The 21,045-nt window shown below is 33.5% G+C and carries 17 protein-coding genes; all 17 read left to right on the forward strand.

Annotated features, from left to right (window positions below; genetic code table 11):
* Positions 1-124 precede the first annotated feature (124 nt).
* On the forward strand, positions 125-3,211 hold the full coding sequence (locus tag CLORY_RS04725) for a choice-of-anchor D domain-containing protein (protein WP_079422362.1): 3,087 nt from the start codon (positions 125-127) through the stop codon (positions 3,209-3,211).
* A gap of 235 nt (positions 3,212-3,446) precedes the next feature.
* A complete protein-coding gene (locus tag CLORY_RS04730) occupies positions 3,447-3,959 on the forward strand; it encodes a GNAT family N-acetyltransferase (protein ID WP_169911532.1) in 513 nt (170 codons plus the stop codon).
* A 56-nt stretch (positions 3,960-4,015) separates the two neighbouring features.
* Positions 4,016-4,780: an SPOR domain-containing protein gene (locus CLORY_RS04735; RefSeq protein ID WP_079422364.1), complete on the forward strand. Its 765-nt coding sequence runs from the start codon at positions 4,016-4,018 to the stop codon at positions 4,778-4,780.
* Between the two features lie 179 nt (positions 4,781-4,959).
* The gene (locus tag CLORY_RS23705; RefSeq protein WP_242954338.1) at positions 4,960-5,220 is read left to right on the forward strand and encodes a DUF4321 domain-containing protein; all 261 of its coding nucleotides are present in this window, start codon (positions 4,960-4,962) and stop codon (positions 5,218-5,220) included.
* A gap of 11 nt (positions 5,221-5,231) precedes the next feature.
* On the forward strand, positions 5,232-5,807 hold the full coding sequence (locus tag CLORY_RS04745; RefSeq protein WP_079422365.1) for a Maf-like protein: 576 nt from the start codon (positions 5,232-5,234) through the stop codon (positions 5,805-5,807).
* A 14-nt stretch (positions 5,808-5,821) separates the two neighbouring features.
* Positions 5,822-6,508, forward strand: coding sequence for a RadC family protein (gene radC / locus CLORY_RS04750; RefSeq protein WP_079422366.1), 687 nt, complete (start codon positions 5,822-5,824; stop codon positions 6,506-6,508).
* Between the two features lie 20 nt (positions 6,509-6,528).
* Positions 6,529-7,539, forward strand: coding sequence for a rod shape-determining protein (locus CLORY_RS04755; protein WP_079422367.1), 1,011 nt, complete (start codon positions 6,529-6,531; stop codon positions 7,537-7,539).
* Between the two features lie 2 nt (positions 7,540-7,541).
* Positions 7,542-8,402, forward strand: coding sequence for a rod shape-determining protein MreC (gene mreC, locus CLORY_RS04760; protein WP_079422368.1), 861 nt, complete (start codon positions 7,542-7,544; stop codon positions 8,400-8,402).
* A complete protein-coding gene (gene mreD / locus CLORY_RS04765; protein WP_079422369.1) occupies positions 8,399-8,896 on the forward strand; it encodes a rod shape-determining protein MreD in 498 nt (165 codons plus the stop codon). Before mreC ends, mreD begins: the two co-directional genes overlap by 4 nt.
* A 1-nt stretch (position 8,897) precedes the next feature.
* Positions 8,898-11,708, forward strand: a complete 2,811-nt coding sequence (locus tag CLORY_RS04770; RefSeq protein ID WP_079422370.1) for a peptidoglycan D,D-transpeptidase FtsI family protein — start codon at positions 8,898-8,900, stop codon at positions 11,706-11,708.
* 345 nt (positions 11,709-12,053) lie between these two features.
* Positions 12,054-14,825, forward strand: coding sequence for a penicillin-binding transpeptidase domain-containing protein (locus tag CLORY_RS04775; protein ID WP_079422371.1), 2,772 nt, complete (start codon positions 12,054-12,056; stop codon positions 14,823-14,825).
* Positions 14,826-15,528: 703 nt separating this feature from the next.
* The gene (gene minC / locus CLORY_RS04780; RefSeq protein WP_079422372.1) at positions 15,529-16,158 is read left to right on the forward strand and encodes a septum site-determining protein MinC; all 630 of its coding nucleotides are present in this window, start codon (positions 15,529-15,531) and stop codon (positions 16,156-16,158) included.
* A 19-nt stretch (positions 16,159-16,177) separates the two neighbouring features.
* Positions 16,178-16,978: a septum site-determining protein MinD gene (gene minD / locus CLORY_RS04785; RefSeq protein ID WP_079422373.1), complete on the forward strand. Its 801-nt coding sequence runs from the start codon at positions 16,178-16,180 to the stop codon at positions 16,976-16,978.
* A 5-nt stretch (positions 16,979-16,983) separates the two neighbouring features.
* Positions 16,984-17,253: a cell division topological specificity factor MinE gene (gene minE / locus CLORY_RS04790; protein WP_207652169.1), complete on the forward strand. Its 270-nt coding sequence runs from the start codon at positions 16,984-16,986 to the stop codon at positions 17,251-17,253.
* A gap of 169 nt (positions 17,254-17,422) precedes the next feature.
* Entirely contained in the window at positions 17,423-18,535 is a 1,113-nt protein-coding gene (rodA, locus tag CLORY_RS04795) for a rod shape-determining protein RodA (RefSeq protein WP_079422375.1), read from the forward strand.
* Positions 18,536-18,551: 16 nt separating this feature from the next.
* Positions 18,552-18,926 carry a methylglyoxal synthase gene (gene mgsA / locus CLORY_RS04800; RefSeq protein WP_079422376.1) on the forward strand — a complete coding sequence of 125 codons (375 nt, stop codon included), beginning with the start codon at positions 18,552-18,554 and terminating at the stop codon, positions 18,924-18,926.
* A gap of 228 nt (positions 18,927-19,154) precedes the next feature.
* The gene (locus CLORY_RS04805) at positions 19,155-20,873 is read left to right on the forward strand and encodes a methyl-accepting chemotaxis protein (protein WP_079422377.1); all 1,719 of its coding nucleotides are present in this window, start codon (positions 19,155-19,157) and stop codon (positions 20,871-20,873) included.
* Positions 20,874-21,045 lie beyond the last annotated feature (172 nt).

The raw sequence follows: 21,045 nt of genomic DNA on the forward strand, positions 1-21,045 counted from the left end.
AATTAACATATTTTGTAGTGAACTCTTACTTTTGTCAGAATCCTGTCAGAGGCCATTGCTATTATATTAATAATAGGAGGATTTATTTATAGTAATAAACAATTAAAAGGGGGAAGTATATTAAATGAAAAAAAGTATAAAAAAAATTACTGCTACAACAGTAATGCTGCTTATGACATTAGGAATATTGATGAATTTGGGTGAGGTGAAGGTTTACGCTTGGAATTCATCTAAGTATGATGGACGAAATTTAGTAGTAAATGGTGATGGTGATGGCGGTGGAGGCGGAGCTGCGGGAAATATAAATCCATGGATGGATAGTAATGGTAAATTTACGCTTCAAAATCTTAGCGATATGGGATATACGCCTAGTCCTAACGGAGGATATAGTTTTGATTACTACCCAGGTGCAGCTTCAACTGATACTGCTTATCAAGATATAGACGTATCTGATATTTCACAAGAGGTTGATTCAAGTGATGTGGCATTTAATCTGAGTGGGTATATGAGTAAATTATTTTCAAACTCTACTGCTAAAATAGAAGCAGATTTTTTTGATGCTGGAAATCAGAAAATTGGTTCAAAGACGTTAGTTGACTATTCAACAGATGCAGTTAAGGATGCTACTGGCAATTATATAATGGATTGGCAGCAGAAATCAGCTTCTGGAACAATACCTTCAGGTACAAGGAAGATTAGAGTATCACTTATTGCTGATATACCATCAATCGTTGATCCAGTAGCAGGACCTATAGAATCTATAGAATTTATAGAATTTGATGGTATAGAACTTAAATTAAGCCAAAAGGCTAAGGCTATTAATGTAAAAGGTAATAGCAAAGTAATATTAAACCAAGATATTACTCCGAGTTCGTCAGATGATACGGACTTTGGAAATGCCGACATAGCCACAGGCAGTGTGAAAAAAACTTTTACAATTGAAAGCACTGGAGCATATGCACTTAATTTGAGCGGTATACCTAAAGTAACAGTAGGTGGGACAAACGCAGGGGATTTTACAGTCAGTCAGCCAACAGCAAGTTCAATTGCAGTAGGTGGAAGCATAACTTTTCAAGTAACTTTTGATCCGACTACAATAGGAACGAAAACAGCTTCAATAAGCATTGCAAATGACGATAGTGACAGTGGACAAAATTCTTATACTTTTAATATTCAGGGAACTGGAACAGCAGCTCCGGTAATAAGTATAGAAGGTAATAACACAATAATAGCAAATGGTGATACTACGCCAATTGTGTCAGATGATACTGACTTTGGAACCCTTAAGCTGAGTGAGGCTGGTATAACCAAAACTTATGCAATTAAAAATAATGGAACGAAAGCTCTTACTATTATTGGACCTGTAACAATTAGTGGAGCAAACAAAGATGACTTCTCAGTTAAACCATCAGCAGCAGGTACAACAATAACAGCAGGTGGAAGCATAACCATAGAAGTAACCTTTAATCCAGCTGCAACTGGAACCAAAACAGCTACAATAAACATTCCGAGCGATGATGTTACTAAAAATCCTTATTACTTTAATATAAAAGGAGTTGGAATAGATGTACCGGTAGTAACTACGGCTGCTGCTTCAGCAATTAAATATAACACTGCTTCAGTAGGTGGAGAAGTTACGTCAGATGGTAATTCTGTAGTTACTGAAAGAGGTGTTGTATATGGAACAAAGACCGATCCAACTATAGCAAGTGATACAAAGGTGAATGCAACTTCTAGCGGAACAGGAGCATTTTTAGTAAGTCTTTCAACGCTACAACCTAATACAACCTACCATGCTAGAGCTTATGCAAAAAATAGTGCCGGAGTTAGTTATGGAAGTGATGTAAGTTTTACTACAAGTAGTGAACCATTGGCAATAAATAGTTCAGCACTACCTTCAGGAACAGTTGGAACTGCTTATAGCACAAAGATTACGTCTACGGGAGGTAAAGGAAATAAAACTTATTCAAAGGTATCAGGAGCTTTACCACAGGGGCTAACGCTTTCAACTGATGGAACATTGTCAGGTACTCCAATTAATGTTGAAACTACTACTTTCACAGTTTCTGTAACGGATGAATTAGCAGCGACAGTTAGCAAGAGCTTTACGGTGACAATAAATCCAATAACTTCTCCACCTGTAGTAACGCCAACTACGCCAGTACCATCAGAGACTGTAGAAGAAATTCCAGCAGATGTGACAGGTGGAAGTTCAGATGGAGTAATTTCACAAATTACAGTAAATAGAACTACAGAATCTGATGGTACAAAATCTGATGCTGTAACTTATGGAGAGAATACAGCAAAAGATACAGTTGAAAAATTGTCTGAAGCATGTAAGACGAAGGCAACTATAAATATACCGGATGCACAAGATGAAGTTTCTGAAACAACTGTAGCTATACCTAATTCAAGCTTAAACGTCTTAGCTGATGGCAGCGTAGGTATTGGTATAGAAACAGAAAACGGCAGAGTTGAACTGCCTGCACAATCAGTACAGTATGCAGCTAATAATATAAACGGAGATTTATACTTTAAATTAGTACCGATGAAAACAGATGAGGAAAAAAAAGAGATAGTAGATAGGGCTGAAGGACAATCAGTAATAAGCACAGTTTTTAGGACTGGTACACTATCAATAATTGGAAGACCAATGGCTATTGAAACTAATCTTTCATCAACACCTGTAGATATTATATTGCCGCTGGACGGTGTGGGAATTCCTACTAACGCTAAAAAAAGACAAGCATTTTTGGACAAACTTGGGATATATATAGAGCATAGTGATGGTGATAAGGAACTTATACATGGTGAAATTGTTCAATATAAAGATGGTGTATTAGGAATTAAATTTACAGTAACCAAGTTCAGCGTTTTTACAATTGTTAAAGGTGATAAAATTATAAAGCAGTCTTCTGAATGTAAGATACTAAAAGTTAAGACACCAACAGCAGCTCAAATATCTGGAACAAAGTTATCAGCAAAAGTAAAATATAAAACAGGAAAGATAAAAGTAGAGGTTTCTGTAAGCAAAAAAGCTTCGTGGAAATTATACAAGGATGCGGCCTGCACAAAAGAGATAGCTAATAAAAAGTTAAATTTGAGTGTTGGCAATAATAAGGCATATATAAAGGTAACTGCTGAGGATGGTGTAAGTTCCAAGATATATTCATTAGTAGTCAATAGGAAGAAAAAGACTGACAAAAAATAAAGCAACGTTAAAATTGCTGCAATATGGAAAAAACTTCAAATGGAAAGAGATACACTATAAGGTGCTGTCTCTTTCTATTTTGTTTTTTGACTTTTTAGAGATTTAGAATAGAAAAATGCAGAGTTTAGTGAGTGAATAAGTCTCAGAAGGCTACAACATTTCCCTTTTTATTAATACTTTTAGAAAGGAATTTTTTGATAAGTGTAGAATTTTATATTCAATGGGTGGTGATAATATGTTTAATGTAGAGATTTCATGTGAGGACATATTTATATCCAATATTGAAAAAGAAGATTTTGACGATATAGAGAATTGGATGAAGCATCAGGTAGGAGAATGTTATGAGATTATGTGGATTAATATAAGTGAACTGAGGGATAGGCTTGTTGAATATTACATAAGCGGCAACGAGATATTTTTAAAGCTAATAAAGGATGATTGTATAATTGGCGTGTTTAAAGGGAGAATAGAGGAGGATAAGCTTCTTATATGGTGTTATATTATAGAAAATGATTTGAGGAGAAACGGTGTGGGAAGCTTTATATTAGAAATTATAATCGATTATTTTAAGAAAAATTATGGGATTACAAATTATATAACTGGAGTTGTAGGAGATAATGATGGATCAATAAAGTTCTGGAACAAAAATAAATTTAATGAATACAGGATTTCGAAAAATTTCTTTTCAAATGGAAAAGAAGAAAAGGACATGCTACTTTTAAAAAGAAATTTGGAAAAGTCATTCTAAAAGAAAACTGATATAAATATTATATACTATAGTAATTTATATCAGGGGGTTATAGCATGAGATACACAAGATATGATTATAGGCGGAAAAGAAACACATATATTCCTATGCCGTTAATATTTATTAGCCTTATTGTATTAGCTTTTTTCATAGGATCAATAATATTTAATCTGTTCATAAAATCACCGACAGAAAGTAATGTTAAAAGGGCAGTACCTACCAGTAGCAGTAACAAAACTGATATAAAGAAAACCACTGAAACTAAATCTTCAAATCAGGGGGCTTCAACTTCAAATACGGCACCTGTACAATCTGAAAAATATAGTTTCATTGTGGTTCAGGCAGGATATTTTGCGAAAAAGGGTAATGCTAAGGCTATACAAAAGGATTTAAAGAAGATTCTTAATCCTTTCACTATTAAAGAGGATGGAAAATACAGGGTATTATGTGGAATCTATAATACTGAAGACTATAATAAGATTTTAAAAAGACTAAAAGGCAAAAAAATAACTACAGCAAAAGTTACCTATAATATATCAATAAAGGATAACACGACTAAATTGATAGCTGAAATGATTAAAGGGAATCTTAAGATCCTTATGGAATTTGTAAAAGCAGACGTAAAATTTAAAACTAAAGAATATGTAAAATGGGCTAACGGACTGAAGCATGCAGAAAAGAACAGCAGTAATTATAAGTTCTATAAAAGTTATAAATTATACATAAATAAAATGCCTAAGGAAATGAAAAAAGATAATTGCGAAGATAATTATATATATATTTATAAAATGCTTAAAGAAATATCTAAAACGTCAAAATGATTTAAAAAAAAAAATGCTTTGAAGGATGAAAATTCGTCAATAAACAATATAAAATATATATGTCAATGTAAAAATTCAGTTTTATGCTGAATTTTTGCAATTTACCGGGTAAATATCTTGTTTATACATTTATTAAATGATAAACTATATTAGATGTATGTTTAAAGGTGGGGATAAAATTGAGGAATTCGAATAGTTCGGCATTATTTTTTGCTTTTGTAATCTTTTTAGGTGCTATATCAGGAAGTATTGTTGGAGATATTTTAGGAAATATGACGAAACTCAATTTTATTAAACACGTATATCATATTGGAACAGGTTCACCTATGACAATAGACCTAAAAGTGATGACTTTTACGTTAGGTTTCAATTTTGGTATAAACATTATGTCTATTATAGGTATGATTTTGGCAATAATAATATTATATAGAAAACATTAGGATGTGATTCGATGGAAATAGTGTTAGCTTCATCATCTCCAAGAAGGCTTGAACTGCTTAAAAGAATTACCGAAAATTTTATAGTTATACCTAGCAATTTTGATGAGGATACTATTAAATTTCAAGGGGATTTTGGAAAATATGTTGTTGAATTATCTGAAAATAAAGCATTAAGTGTTTTCTCAAAAATAGCTGAGCCTTCTATAATAATAGGTAGTGATACTATTGTTGCTATAGAGGGGGAAGTACTTGGTAAGCCTAAAGATCGTGATGATGCCATAAGAATGCTGAAAAAGCTTAGCGGAAAGATTCATTACGTATATACCGGGGTTACAGTACTTAATACGGTAAGCAATAAAACCGTAAAGGATTTTGTGAAAACTTCTGTGAAGTTTTCAAAACTGGATGATGCACAAATATGCAAATATGTTGACAGCGGTGAACCTTATGGCAAAGCTGGAGCTTACGCAATACAAGGCTATGCTGGTGTTTTTGTTGAAGAAATACATGGTTGTTTCTTTAATATTGTAGGTTTGCCTTTAAATAAATTAAAAAATATGTTAGGGGAAATGGGGATAAATCTATAAAAGGGGTAGTTTTAATGTACAACTGTCTTAAAATAATGGATTTACCTGAAAGTGAAAGACCTAGAGAAAGGGCTCTTAAGTATGGAGCTGAAGCTCTATCTAATGCTGAGCTGCTTGCCCTGATACTTAGAAGTGGAACTTCTGGTGAGAACATATTAAACTTATGCAACAGGATATTAAAAGAATGCGGAGGACTTAACAATTTATTAAACTATAGTGCAGAAGAATATATGAAACTTAAAGGGGTAAAAGAGGCTAAAGCTTCTCAGCTTCTAGCTATAGCGGAGATATCTAAACGCTTTATGACCTATAAATCAGGTGAAGAGTATAAGATATGTTCCCCTAAAAATGCTGCTGATTTATTGATGAATACCATGCGATATCAAAAGAAAGAAATGCTGAAAGTAATACTGCTTAACACAAAAAATATAGTTATTAGAGTTCTTGATATTTCAGTGGGAACAGTGAATTCATCTATAGTACACCCGAGAGAAGTTTTTAAAGAAGCTATAAAGCACTCTTCTACATCTATAATAATATGTCATAATCATCCGTCTGGAGATCCATCACCTAGTTCTGAGGACTTAAGTATAACAACGAGATTAAAAGAATGCGGAAAGCTGATTGGAATAGAATTATTGGATCATATAATAATTGGTAATGGTGACTATATAAGCTTAAAAGAAAAAGGAATACTATAACTTGGAAGGAGATTTTTTTCATGGGATTATTTAGAATTTCAAAAGATATGGGAATAGACTTAGGCACAGCAAATACATTAGTTTATGTTAAGGGAAAAGGGATAGTTTTAAGGGAGCCGTCAGTGGTTGCTATAAACAATACAAATAAAAGGGTTCTTGCAGTAGGTGAGGAAGCTAAAAAGATGATTGGTAGAACACCAGGGAACATCGTTGCTATAAGACCTATGAAGGACGGAGTTATTGCAGATTTCGATGTTACGCAGACAATGCTTAAAAAATTCATTACTAAAGCTATGGGCAGAAGTTCTTTTGCTAGTCCAAGAATAATAGTTTGCTTTCCATCTGGAGTAACGGAGGTTGAAAAGAGAGCTATTGATGAAGCTGCTAAATCTGCTGGAGTAAGAGAAGTAATTCTTATGGAAGAACCAATGGCTGCAGCTATAGGAGCAGGACTTCCAGTAGATGAACCAACAGGAAGCATGATTGTTGACATTGGAGGAGGAACAACTGAGGTTGCTGTTATTTCATTGGATGGAATTGTTACAAGTAAGTCCTTAAGAATAGCTGGAAATGAGCTGGATCAGTCTATAATAAGCTATATAAAGAAAGAATATAACCTCATGGTTGGAGAAAGAACTGCTGAGATGGTTAAGATACAGCTAGGGTCAGCCTTCCAATTAGAAGAAGAAGATAGCATGGAGATAAAGGGAAGAGATTTGATTTCTGGACTTCCAAAAACCATTACAATAACTGAAGCTCAGATAAGAGAAGCCATAAAAGAGCCTGTAGCTACAATTATTGAAGCTATTAAAACTACACTAGAAAAAACACCACCTGAGCTTGCTGCAGATATTATGGAAAAAGGAATAATGCTTGCAGGGGGCGGGGCTATGCTTAAAGGCCTTGATAGATTGATAAACGAAGAAACACACATGCCAGTTCATATAGCTGAATCTCCTTTGGATTGCGTAGCTTTGGGAGCAGGAAAGGCTCTAGAGTTTTTTGATAAAATGAGTAAAAGAAGAGGTTAACCATGAAGTTTTTGAAAAATAAACTGACAGTAATAATAATTTTACTGTCAGTGATATTTTTAGCATTAATAGGCTTAAGCGCGATGCGTGATCAAAGAAGCGGTGCGGAGGATATTGTTGGCGTTGTCACTAACTATGGACAGAAGGCAGTATATAGTGTTAATAATAAATTGAGTAGCTTTCTAAGTTTCGTTTTTAATTTTTCTCAGGTAAAATCGGAAAATGAACAGCTAAAGAAAAAGAATGCTGAGTTGGAATATAAAGCTCTCATGTATGATGAATTAAAAAAGCAAAATGACAGATTCAGTAAAGAATTGGATTTTCAGAATAGAAATGGCTATTTCAATTTTGTGACCTGCAACGTAATAAATAGGGGTGGAGATTCACTCATAGATGAATTCACGATTGATAAGGGAAGAAACGATGGAGTTATACCTGGTAGGGTTGTTGTTACTTACGAGGGACTTGTTGGACAGGTTACCTCAGCTGGTAAAGATAGTGCTATAGTCGAAACTCTTGGAAGTAAAAATATAGCTGTAGCAGCAAAAATACAGAATTCAAATGAGACAGGTTATGTGGAAGGTTTTACAAACAGCCATAATCAGATACAGGCAAAAATGTATAATTTAGCGATGTCATCGTCTGTAAAAGAAAATGATGTTGTAACTACAGAAAATGTTGGTGATATATACCCTAAAGGCATAAGAATAGGCTATGTTGTAAAGGTGGAAAAGGATGAAGGTAAGGTAATGAAAAATGCTATATTGCAGCCTTACGTTGATTTAAATAAATTACAGGAAGTTTCTATAATTATACCTAAAGATAAAAATAGTTCTGGTTATAGTGGTGGAGAGATAAAATGAAGAGAGTTATAATTTTTGTAATATGTGTATTATTATGGTTTGCAGATAATACACTTATGCCTTTTTTTGCGATAAAAGGCAGTTATCCAAATTTGCTTTTAATATTTTTAATATTTTTTTCTTTAAATGAAAGTATGATAGAAGGAATCGTTTTAGCCATATTTGTGGGATTACTGCAAGATTTTTACTTTTCTTCAATCATTGGCATAAATCCTCTTTTGAATATATTTGTTAGTTTGGCTGCTTATGCAATTGGACAGAATATTTTTAAAGAGAGAAGAATAATTCCTGTCTTTTTAACATTAGGACTTTCTGTAGTAAAAGGCGTATTAGTATTTTGCATATTGTTTGTAATTGGTATAAGTTCTAAATTTGATGCTATTTTTTATAAGGCGATATATAATGCGGTGATCGGAATATTCACATATAAGTTTGTATATAAGCTTATGCAATCTAAAACTATGATGAAAAGGTGGAAGTTTAAGGAGGATTAATTTGGGAAAAAAGAAAAAGATTTTTAATAGATTTACGGCACTGACACTTATAATGTTGCTTATTTTTTCTGTTATAGTTACTAGATTATCTTCACTCCAAATTGTTAATGCTGATGAGTATATTGCGAAAGCAAATACAAAATCTATAAGGCAGATACCTGAGCAGGCTCCAAGGGGTAAAATTGTAGATAAGCATGGTGTGGTTTTGGCTACTAATAAACAAAGCTACACAATAGAATATATGGAAACTTCAACTGGTGAGGATGATTTTTTCACTACCTTTAAAAAGGTTTTTGAGTATATTGATGAGTCTTCAAAGAAATACAAAAACGATAAGCTTTTAGATGAGTTGGAACTAAAGGTAAAACCCTATAGGTTTGAATTTACTTCATCCATTAAGAGTGTAAAGAGAGCTCAGGAACTTCAATTTAAAAAAGATAGAGGAATGCAGGATATAGTTGAAAAAGAATTATTTGAAAAGAAAAAAGAAGACAGCGATTTGACTGATGGTGATAAGAAAAAAATTAATGCAGCTCTTATGAAGATAACGCCGGAAGAAACTTTTGACTATCTTGTGTTTAAGTATGATTTATACAAATTATTAAAGCTTAGCAGTGATGAAGAGAAACAGCTTGTTAAAAATATAGAAAATAAGAAGATGTCTTACCATGAGCTTAAAGAGATGCTTTTAAAAAAGTATTCCGTAACTGAATTAAGAAGATATCTTCTTGTTAAAGATGCCATTCAAATGCAGAGTTATTCAAGCTATAAGCCTGTTACTATAGCATCTAATGTTAGTAAACATCTTGCTCTGCTTTTCCAACAGGTTAAAAGTGGATTACCTGGAATAGATGTAAGTCTTGAACCCATAAGATATTATCCTAAAGGCAGTCTGGGGTCAAATTTTCTAGGATATATTTCAAAAATACCGGAAAGCAGTTCAAGTAAATATGAAGAAAAAGGTTATGATACAAGTACGGATTATATAGGAATGGCTGGACTTGAAAGTGCTTTTGAGGATAGACTTAAGGGCTCTAAAGGTGGAACAACAGTAAGAGTTAACAGTCAGGGAAGAGCAACAGAAGAATTGTTCAAGCTCGATCCGTATCCAGGACAAAACATGGTACTTACAATCGACAGTAAACTTCAGAAGGTTGCAGAAGATGCCCTTCAGGAGAGATTGACATATCTGCAGCAACATCCTCATCAGGGCTCTGATGTTAATACAGCAAATGCAACAAGTGGTGCAGCAGTTGTGTTGGATGTAAAAACTGGGGGGGTACTTGCGATGGCAAGCTTACCTAAATATAACCCGAATCTTTTCTCAATACCAGGTAAGCTTACAGCAAAAAAGAGCAGAGAACTATTCTCTCCGGACTATAAGAAATTTGCTGAAGAGTATATTGCGAAAAATCACTTGAATGTAACACCGAGTTATCTATTTGATTTTAAAACTAACAGAGACAGATATAATGTATACCCGAAACCATTTACCAATTATGCTACAACTGCTACACCTGTAGGTTCTACCTTCAAGCCTATGACAGCTATAGCCGCTCTAGAAACGGGAGTATATAAGCCAGGGGGGTTAATCAATGATACTGGTATATTCACAAAAAATGGTTTCAAAGGACATGATTTAAATAGACCGAGAGGATTAATTGATCTAGGAGAAGCCCTTGCAATTTCCTGTAACTATTTCTTTTTCGAACTAGGAGACAGGCTATATAATCTTGGGGGACTGGACGAATTAGCTAAGTACGCATGGAAATTTGGTCTTGGAGTTGATCCGAAGTCAAATGCCCAACGTTCTACAGGACTTGAGATATCAGAGGGTTTTGGTAATGTATATAATGATTACACCAACAGACTGTTAAGTTCCAGCAGTTCCAGTAGTTTCAGCTTTGATATGGTTAATATGCTTAAGGCCGGCAAATATAATGGCTTCAGTTTTACACCTATAGATATAGGCTATAATGAATCCGATAAGAAATCTATTGCGGATGCTAAAGCTGCCATTAAAGCAAGATTCAAGGATGCAATAATGAAAGGCGACAGAAATAGTCAGAATGAATTTTATAATAAATTGCAAAAGGATATGACTCCGTTATTTAGAAAAATGATCAGTGTACTTCCAGATGCATCAAGATCACAATATAAGTCTAATGATGCAGTTAGGATGGCAGAAGCTTTAGCAGATATGATCACTTATAATTTTATTCCTCAGGTAACGACTCCAGGTAACGTATATAATGCAGCTTTGGGACAAGGAATAGATCAATTTACACCTGTTCAGATGGCAAATTATATAGCTACCTTTGCAAACGGAGGAACAAGGTATAAGGTTCATTTGGTTAAGGAATTTAGAGATGCCAGTGGAAAGGTGGTTCAAAAATATAAGCCTGAAGTGGTGTCAAAGACAACCATAAAGAAATCTACTTTTGATGCGGTTGTATCTGGAATGAAATTAGTTACAAGTGCCGAAGATGGTACAGCAGGAAGTACGTTTAATAACTTTCCGATTCAAACTGCAGGTAAAACTGGTTCAGCAACCTATATACAGGGTGGTAAACAGGAAAAGGTAGGAAGAACTTCCTATGGACTATATTTGGGCTTTGCACCAGTGAATAAACCTAAAATCGCAGTTTTTGTTATTATCTACAATGGTGGTCATGGTGGATATGTAGCTGAAGTAGCAAAAAAGATATATGAACAATATTTCCATCTAAATGATAAAAAGACGAAAGATACAAATGATGTGACTAAAGCAGAAGATACTGCAAAAACAAATAATAATAATATTCAGCAATAATATAATAACGGTTTAGTGAAATTTTAAAAAGATCACTAAGCCGTTATTTTTTAGCTTTACTTTTATGTATAATTTATGGATTTATAGTAAAAGAATATTATGGCGTATTAAAAAGACATTCAAATTAATACTGTTGTAAAATTATTACATAAATGTTACAGTTATGTATGTGAATACGTATAAATACTTAGACGTACTTTATGATATATAAGTTGTGAAAGTTCTAATACATTCTGACTTCTAAAAGATCCTAGGGTCAACCGATTCAGCAGTGATATTTTAGAAGCCATAATGTAAGAACTTTATTGCAACTTATATAGGTAAAGGGTTCATGGGGTGAGAAGATTGAAAAAAAAGAAAAAAATATTTAATAGGTTTACAGCGCTGATACTAATAATGTTTATGATTTTTTCTGTTATAGTTACTAGATTAACTTCTTTACAGATAATAAATGCCGATGAATATATTGCAAAGGCAAATACAAAGTCTATAAGGCAGATATCGGAACAGGCACCGAGAGGAAAAATCATAGATTCTAAAGGGGTTGTCTTAGCTACAAATAAGCAGAGTTACACCATAGTATATATGGAACCTGAAAATGTGGAAAAAAGTTTCTTTCCAACCTTTAAAAAGGTGTTTAGATATTTAGAGAAGTCAAAAGAAAAAGGAAAGAATGATAAACTTCTAGATGAATTACAGCTTAAAGTGAATCCATATAGATTTGAATTTTCTTCTTCAGTAGAAAAAGTTAAGCAGGCCCAAGAGATTCAATTTAAAAAGGACAGACAAATGCAAGGTTTTGTCGAAAAGAAATTATTTGATAAAATTAAAAATGATACCGAACTGACAGATGCGGATAAGAAGAAAGTTAATGAAGCATTGCTTAAGATGACACCTGAAGAAACGTTTGATTATCTTGTTTACAAATATCATCTTTATAAGCTTTTAGGATTAAGCAGTGAAAAACAAAGTGAGCTAAGAGATAAAGTGAAGCATAAAAAAATCAGCTATCATCAGATAAAGGAAATGTTATTAAAAAAGTATTCTGTTGATGAACTTAGAAAGTATTTATTAGTTAAGGATAAAATTGAACTTCAAAAATATACTGTCTATAAACCTGTAACTATTGCTTCTAATGTTAGTAAGCGTATGGCACTTCTTTTTGAACAAATTAAAGGTGAATTACCTGGAATAGATGTTAAGCTTCAACCAATAAGATGTTATCCTAAAGGGAGCTTAGGATCTGATTTTATAGGTTATATTTCAAAGATACCTGAAAGCAGCTCCAGCAGGTACGAAGAAAGAGGATATGATGTAAGTTCAGATTATATAGGTATGGCAGGTCTTGAGAGTGCATTTGAGGATAGACTAAAGGGTTCGAAAGGCGGAACTACCGTAAGAGTAAATAATGAGGGAAGAGCTACAGAGGAATTATTTAAACTTGATCCTTATCCTGGTCAGAATGTGATTCTTACAATCGACAGTAAACTTCAAAAGACGGCGGAAGACGCATTGCAGCAGAGAATGACAGCCCTTCAAGTTAACCGTCATCCAGAACAAGGGATGGATACAGGAAATGCAACCAGTGGAGCAGCTGTTGCTATAGATGTAAAAACAGGAGCTATTCTAGCTATGGCTAGCTTACCTAAATATAATCCCAATGTATTTTCAATACCAGGGAGGCTTACAGCTAAAAAGAGCAGAGAATTGTTTTCTCCTGATTATAGAAGCTTTGCAAAAAAATATATAGAAAGAATGAATTTAAGTGTAAGTCCAAATTACTTATTTGATTTTAAGCAAAATAGAGATAAATATAATATATATCCAAAGCCATTTACCAATTACGCAACGACAGCTATACCATGTGGTTCTACTTTTAAGCCGCTAACTGCAATTGCTGCACTTGAAACAGGAGTGTTACAGCCTAATGAAACTATAAGAGATGAAGGTGTATATAAAGTACATAATTATAATAGATCCTGTTGGTTATGGAAGGAACACCATGCAACTCACGGTATAATAGATGTAGGAACAGCTCTTGAAAAATCTTGTAACTATTTCTTTTATGAGTTAGGGAATCGATTATATAATCTTGGAGGTCTTAATGAACTTGCAAAGTATGCATGGAAATTTGGGCTAGGAGTTAATCCTAAATCAAATGCAAAAAGATCTACGGGACTTGAAATATATGAGGGTTTTGGTAATGTATATAATGACAGTACCGATAAGCAGCTTTCTGCTAATAGTTTTAAATTTGATATAGCAAAAATGCTTAAGGAAGGTAGATATAGAAGTTTTAGTTTTACACCTATAGATATATACTATAATGCTTCAGACAAACAGGTGATTGCTGATGCAAAAGCGGCTATTAAGGATAGGTTCAAAATTGCTATAACCGGTGAATATGATAAAAATCAGAGTGCATTTTATAACAAATTGCAGAAAGATTTTTTAAAGCTATTTAAAGATCTTATTGATGTGCTGCCAGAAGATGAGAAGGAAACTTACCAGCCAAATGATCCGACTCAAATGTCAACGGCTTTGGCAAATATGGTAACGTATGATTTTATTCCTCAGATACAGACGCCGGCAAATGTATATAATGCCTCAATAGGGCAAGGAATAAATCAATTTACTCCAGTTCAGCTAGCAAATTATATAGCCACGTTTGCCAATGGCGGTACTAGGTATAAGGCCCATTTAGTTAGTGAATTTAAGGATGCCAGTGGAAAGATTATAGAAAAATATAAACCTGAAGTTGTCGAAAGGATAAAGTTGAAACAGTCTACGATAGATGCAGTAAAGAAAGGAATGAGGAAAGTCACTGATGAAAATGGTACAGCTGGATCAACTTTCGCAAACTTTCCTATTCAGACAGCAGGAAAGACAGGTTCTGGAACATACTTAGAAAATGGAAAACAGGAAAAGGTAGGAAGAACCTCCTATGGAGTATATTTAGGCTTTGCACCGCTTAATAATCCTGAGATAGCTGTTTGTGTTGTTATTTACAACGGTGGACACGGCGGCTATGTATCTGAAGTTGCTAAAAAAATATATGAACAGCATTTTCACTTAAGAGAAAACGATATAAGCAAAGAGAGAATTGCAAAGGAATAAAAAAGAGAAAAGTGAAGGTGGGAATTCAGCTGCACTGAATTTCGATGAATCAATTTTTTTAGGCATTCATGTTTTGGCTAATGCTAAGATACTTTTATATATAAGTATTTTGTAAATATTAAGAGGTAGGGCATAGGAAATGTTGTGGAACGAAGGAGATATAGAGTGAATTTAGCGATTGTTAGCGAATTTATGTGAATTTCCGTTAAGATTTGGGCAGTGTTTGAGGCGTAGACGAGTTTGCCCCAATTAGGAAATTTACATAAATTAGTGTTACAATTGCTTAATAAACGGATCAATCTCCGTAGTGCACAACATTTCATTTTTTAGTCTTAAGGAAATTATGATTTTTGCCAATTGTGGATAGCTTTTAACTGTGTATGAATAAATTGTATAGTTGATAAAAGGATATAACTATATAATATGCGAAGTAATATGAAGAAAGCTCTTAAGAAAATACTAGTAAATAAATAAACTAGAAAAATAATTTGTGAGAAGTAATGTAGAAAATAATGCTTTGTAAATGCATAGAGTCGGCATAGGGTAGGAAGTGGTTGGAGGAGGCATTTTCCAGCCGACGGAAATCACTTCCTACCATTTTTTTTATATGTTCATATCTTTTTTTGAATTTATTTAAAAATAAGAAGGAATTTTATGATGCTGTGTTGAATATTTAATTACACTCAGATACGGAGGTTTTCCAATGGAGGACAGAATAATTATTAAAGGTAATAAGGATGGACTTAATGCAGTAATCAACATGGATAAATTTGGGGATTTTCAAGACATGCTTGATGCTCTTAGCAGTAGATTGGAAAAGGGGAAAAAATTTTATAAAGGTTGTACCTTAAAAATAACGACGGATTTGAAGCTTATAAACGAAAGACAGTCGATAAAATTAAAGGAAAAGCTGTTCGAGGACTTTCAAATAAAAGATTGCATATTTGAAGATGCCTCTGAAAAAAAGAATAAAGTATTTACAGGAGTGTATGAAGGAAGGACGAAGTTTATAAGAAAAACTGTAAGAAGTGGTCAAGTAATACAATATAATGGTAATTTGGTTATTATCGGTGATGTCAATCCTGGCTCAGAGGTTGAAGCTAGCGGCAATATTATAGTTCTTGGAAAACTTAGAGGGTACGTAAAAGCTGGTGTCGGGGGCAATGAAAGAGCAATAGTTGCTGCCTTTTTGCTGCAGCCAGATATACTTCAAATAGCTCATCTGATTACTAGGGCTCCTGAAGATAATTTAAAACCATCATACCCAGAAGTAGCAAAAATTAAAGAGGGTTCGATAATAGTGGAACCTTATATACCAGATAAATATATATAACATACAGGAGGTTTATTAAATGGGAGAAGCAATAGTTGTAACATCAGGAAAAGGCGGGGTTGGAAAAACTACTACTACAGCTAATTTAGGTACTGCACTTGCGGCCATGGGCAAGAAAGTGACTGTAGTGGATGGTGATACTGGACTTAGAAATCTTGATGTTCTTATGGGACTTGAGAACAGAATAGTATTTACGCTAATCGACGTAATAGAAGATAGATGTAGATTAAAACAAGCTATGATAAAGGATAAAAGATTTAACAATTTATATTTGCTTCCTACGGCTCAAACGAGAGATAAGGATGATATAAAAACTGAGGATATGCTTAAAATTATAAATGAATTAAAGGAAGAAATGGACTATGTTTTAATAGATTGTCCAGCAGGCATAGAGCAAGGCTTTGAAAATGCTATAGCCGGTGCAGACAGAGCTGTAGTAGTTGTTAATCCTGAAGTAACATCTGTAAGAGATGCAGATAGGGTTATTGGAAAGTTAGATGCAAAAGGGTTAGAAAGACATGAACTCATTATAAATAGGCTAAATGTAAGTATGGTAAAAAAAGGTGATATGCTTAATATTAATGATATTATAGAAACACTATCAGTAAAGCTCATTGGAGTAGTGCCGGATGATAGGGATATAACAGTTTCTACAAACAAAGGTGAACCTATAGTTTTGGATGATAAAGCATATGCAGGTCAAGCATTTAAAAACATAGCTAAACGAATAACAGGTGAGGAAGTACCACTAATGAATTTGGATGAAGAGAGCAGTGGTATTATAGCTACTATAAAGAAACTGTTTAAAATAGGGGGATGAATTTTGTGGACTTGTTAAAGATGTTAGGAATAAATAGAACCTCATCTAAAGATATCGCCAAAGATAGGCTTAGACTTATTTTGATAAATGATAGAGCTGCTTTGTCACCTGATGTTATTGATAATATTAAAAGAGAGATACTTGACGTTATATCTAAATATGTTGAAATTGATAATTCTGAAGTAGAGATAGAACTTACAAAGACCAATGAAGATAATGGCAACTTTCCAGCACTTGTTGCAAATATCCCGATAAGAAAAGCAAAGAGCAGATAGAGATAATTGGAATAGATTTTTTTATGCTAAACTGTTATAATCAATAAGAAAGCCTAATATAGGGTACAAAATGCGATAGGTTGCTTACTTTCACACTATTAGGACTAAGTTTCGTATTATTTATCGATAGAGCTAAATTACTGATTATATTAAACTGGGAGGTATAAAATTGCTGGGAAAGTTTACAGTTGATAGGAAAGTTCTAAAGCATTTTGATTTTGGAATATTATTAGTAGCACTTATTATTGTTGCATTTGGGTGTATAAACATATATTATGCGGTAGGTACCCATTTAATGAAAATGCAGATTTTATTCCTTCTGATAAGTGTAGTTGTTGTCTGCGTAATGTCATTGATAGATTATAATGTGCTTGGTAATTATGCATATATTTTTTATGCAGGTACTATTTTATTACTTATATATAATGATGTGGCCGGTAAAGTTGTAAATGGAGCCAAAGGCTGGATACGAATAGGTGGAGTTAGCATGCAGCCTTCAGAATTTGCAAAGCTTGCTATGTTGATTCTACTTGCAAAGAAGCTTGAGGATATGGAAGGAAACATAAATAATGTTAAGAACTTTATGATACTTACTTTCTATGCTGCTATCCCCATGGGACTTATAATTATACAACCTGATATGGGAATGACGATGGTATGTTTCTTTATAGCACTAGGAATATATTTTATTATGGGATTAGATCTTAAGATTATTGTTGGTGGACTAGCCAGCTTGGCTGTTGCTGTAGCTATACTATTTAATTCAAGCATTATGCCTGAATATTGGAAGAGTAGACTGACTGTATTTCTTCATCCAGAGGCTGACGAGCTGGGAAAAGGACTTCAGATAGTGCGTTCACTGATCGCTATAGGTTCAGGCTCTTTGTTTGGTTCTGGAGAAAAGATAGGCCCGGCTTCTCACCAGGGATTTATTAATTTCGTTCCAGAGAGACAAAATGACTTTATTTTTGCAGTAGTAGGTGAAAAGTGGGGGTTCGTTGGTTCAGTAATGCTTCTACTATTTTATGCCATACTACTTGTGAAAATCTTAAAGATAGCTAGGAGTAGTAAGGATATATTTGGAACAGTAATCTGCGTAGGTGTATTTTCATCATTTTTATTTTCTGTAGTGTGGAATATAGGAATGGCTATAAGTATGCTTCCAGTTTCAGGTCTAACATTGCCGTTTATGAGTGCTGGTGGTAGTTCGCTTGTTACAAATTTTATAGCGCTTGGTCTTGTAATTAATGTTGGTATGCGAAGGAAAAAAATTAACTTTTAATGAACGGGGGATTATTATGAAAATAGCAATTATTGCACATGATAAGAAGAAAGAAGATATGATTGATTTTGTAAAAAGATATGTGGATGTGTTTAAAGAACATGAGCTTTTTGCAACAGGAACTACAGGAAAGCTTGTAGCAGAAGCTACTGGACTTAAAGTGCATAGATTTCTTTCAGGACCTATGGGCGGAGATCAGCAGATAGGAGCAAAGGTAGCTACTGGTGAAATGGATTTTGTTATATTTTTAAGAGATCCTCTAACAGCTCAGCCACATGAACCTGATGTAACTGCACTTTTAAGATTATGTGATGTTCATTGCATACCTCTTGCAACCAATGTAGGCTCTGCAGAAGTTTTTGTAAAAGCTCTTAAAATGAGAGAAAACTAAAAGAAGAGAAAAGAGTAGAGAGTAGGCAGAAATTCAGCGTGGCTGAATTTCTGCCTTTTTTAAGTCTGTAGGAATTTAAGCATTTTGACAATTGCAGATAATTTTTAATTGCGTACGACTATATTCTACAAAATGATATTAGTATACCTATAAACAACTTGAATATTATGCAAAATATAAAGTATAATTATAAAAACGTTGAAATTATTTTTAAAAGGAGGCTGCTTAATGTTAAGCAACATGAAAATAAAAAATAAGATAAGAGTACTTATATCTTTGTCATTGGTATTTACAGTAATTATAGGAATGGTTGGGTATATTCAAATTAGCAAAAGTAATAAAAAGATAACAGAAATGTATAAAGATAATCTATTAGCCATTGAGTGGTTGAACGATAATCGTAATCAAGCAAGGGCTATACTGGCAGATATGTTTTATGTCATATTACATACTGGAGAAAGAGATAGGCAAAATGAAAAGATTAAGGACATAGAACGACGAAAAACAATTTTTGATGATAACCTTAATAAGTATAGGAAAATTGCAGTGAATGAATATGAGAAGGATGAATTGTCGGCTATAGATGACAGTCTTAGTGAATACAGACAAGCAAGAGATGAAATTATTAAGTTATCTTTAGAGGGGAATAGAAAAGCAGCTCTAATAAAATATGACTCAGTAGAAGCTATTTCTGAGAAGTTCCAGACCAAACTTAGAGAACTAGCTGACTATAACATAAAAGCGTCAGACAATTTATATAAAAGTAATAATATTGCGTATAGAAACACAATAATCATGTTTTTTACAATACTGCTTATATCAATAGTGGCTATTTTTATAGGTTCAACTGTCATAGCAAAGAATATTACTGTTCCTTTAAGTCTTTCTGTACAGGAATTATTATGCATTTCAAAACGTGATTTTAGAAGTCAGGTAGATGAAAAGTTAAGAGATAGAAAAGACGAGATAGGGAATATAGCAAATGCAATTTATGCTATTCAAATTACATTTAAAGAATTGATAACTAATATTGTTAATGAAACTAATACTATTGAAAATGTTGTACAAGCAGTTAAAGGAAGTGTAACGGAGCTAGATGGAAATATACAGCAGGCTTCCGCTACTACTCAGGAACTTTCTGCTAGTATGGAAGAAACAGCTGCTGCTGCTGAGGAAATGTCAGCAACATCCCAAGAAATAGAAAGAGCCGTAAATTCTATTGCTGAAAAGTCTCAACAGGGTGCGGCAGAGGCTGGAAAGATAAGTGATAGAGCTAAAAAAATTAAGGAAAGTATGGTAATATCACAGAAAAAAGCTCAAGAAATATTTGTCGATGCAAAGACAGAACTTGAAAAAGCTATTGAAGAATCTAAGGTTGTAGAGAAGATAAGCGTATTGTCTGAAGCTATAATGCAGATTACGTCTCAGACAAATCTTTTATCTTTAAATGCAGCTATAGAAGCTTCAAGAGCTGGTGAAGCTGGAAAGGGATTCGCTGTAGTTGCCGATGAAATAAGAAAATTGGCTGAACAATCAAAGCAGACGGTTATAGAAATACAAAGTATAACAGATAAAGTTACTATGGCAGTAGAAAAGTTAATGAATAATTCTAATAATATATTAAGTTTTATATCAACTGATGTGGAGGATAACTTTAGTGAAATGGCTGAAGTTGCGGAGCAGTATAGTTTAGATGCAGAATTCGTAGATGGACTTGTAATGGATTTTAGTTCTACATCAGAACAATTGTTAGCATCGATACATGATGTGCTTCATACAATAGACAGCGTAGCAAAAGCTACTACTGAGGGAGCAGATGGAACGACGGATATAGCGGGAAGCATGACTGAAATTAATAGTGACTCAAGTAATGTATTAAAACAGATATTTAAAACAAATGAAAGCGCAGAAAGATTGAATGAGCAGATTTCTAAATTTAAAGTATAGATTATGCTTATGATTTAAATAAGCAATAAAAATCAACTGAAAGGTTGATTTTTATTTTTACTCTTTATGAACTTATGTTTTTGTCAATTGTGGATAATGTTAAGATACACACTTAATAATAAAAGTATTTGTGAATATTAAGAGTCAGGGCATAGGAAATGTTGTGGCATGA

Source organism: Clostridium oryzae, assembly GCF_002029235.1.
GTDB classification, from domain to species: domain Bacteria; phylum Bacillota; class Clostridia; order Clostridiales; family Clostridiaceae; genus Clostridium_AE; species Clostridium_AE oryzae.

Excerpts from the sequence above, each read along its gene's own strand:
- CLORY_RS04745 (WP_079422365.1), top strand. The coding sequence starts at position 5,232 with ATGGAAATAGTGTTAGCTTCATCATCTCCAAGAAGGCTTGAACTGCTT.
- CLORY_RS04725 (WP_079422362.1), top strand. The coding sequence starts at position 125 with ATGAAAAAAAGTATAAAAAAAATTACTGCTACAACAGTAATGCTGCTT.
- CLORY_RS04805 (WP_079422377.1), top strand. The coding sequence starts at position 19,155 with ATGTTAAGCAACATGAAAATAAAAAATAAGATAAGAGTACTTATATCT.
- radC (WP_079422366.1), top strand. The coding sequence starts at position 5,822 with ATGTACAACTGTCTTAAAATAATGGATTTACCTGAAAGTGAAAGACCT.
- minC (WP_079422372.1), top strand. The coding sequence starts at position 15,529 with ATGGAGGACAGAATAATTATTAAAGGTAATAAGGATGGACTTAATGCA.
- mreD (WP_079422369.1), top strand. The coding sequence starts at position 8,399 with ATGAAGAGAGTTATAATTTTTGTAATATGTGTATTATTATGGTTTGCA.
- CLORY_RS04735 (WP_079422364.1), top strand. The coding sequence starts at position 4,016 with ATGAGATACACAAGATATGATTATAGGCGGAAAAGAAACACATATATT.
- minD (WP_079422373.1), top strand. The coding sequence starts at position 16,178 with ATGGGAGAAGCAATAGTTGTAACATCAGGAAAAGGCGGGGTTGGAAAA.
- mgsA (WP_079422376.1), top strand. The coding sequence starts at position 18,552 with ATGAAAATAGCAATTATTGCACATGATAAGAAGAAAGAAGATATGATT.
- CLORY_RS04730 (WP_169911532.1), top strand. The coding sequence starts at position 3,447 with ATGTTTAATGTAGAGATTTCATGTGAGGACATATTTATATCCAATATT.
- CLORY_RS04755 (WP_079422367.1), top strand. The coding sequence starts at position 6,529 with ATGGGATTATTTAGAATTTCAAAAGATATGGGAATAGACTTAGGCACA.
- mreC (WP_079422368.1), top strand. The coding sequence starts at position 7,542 with ATGAAGTTTTTGAAAAATAAACTGACAGTAATAATAATTTTACTGTCA.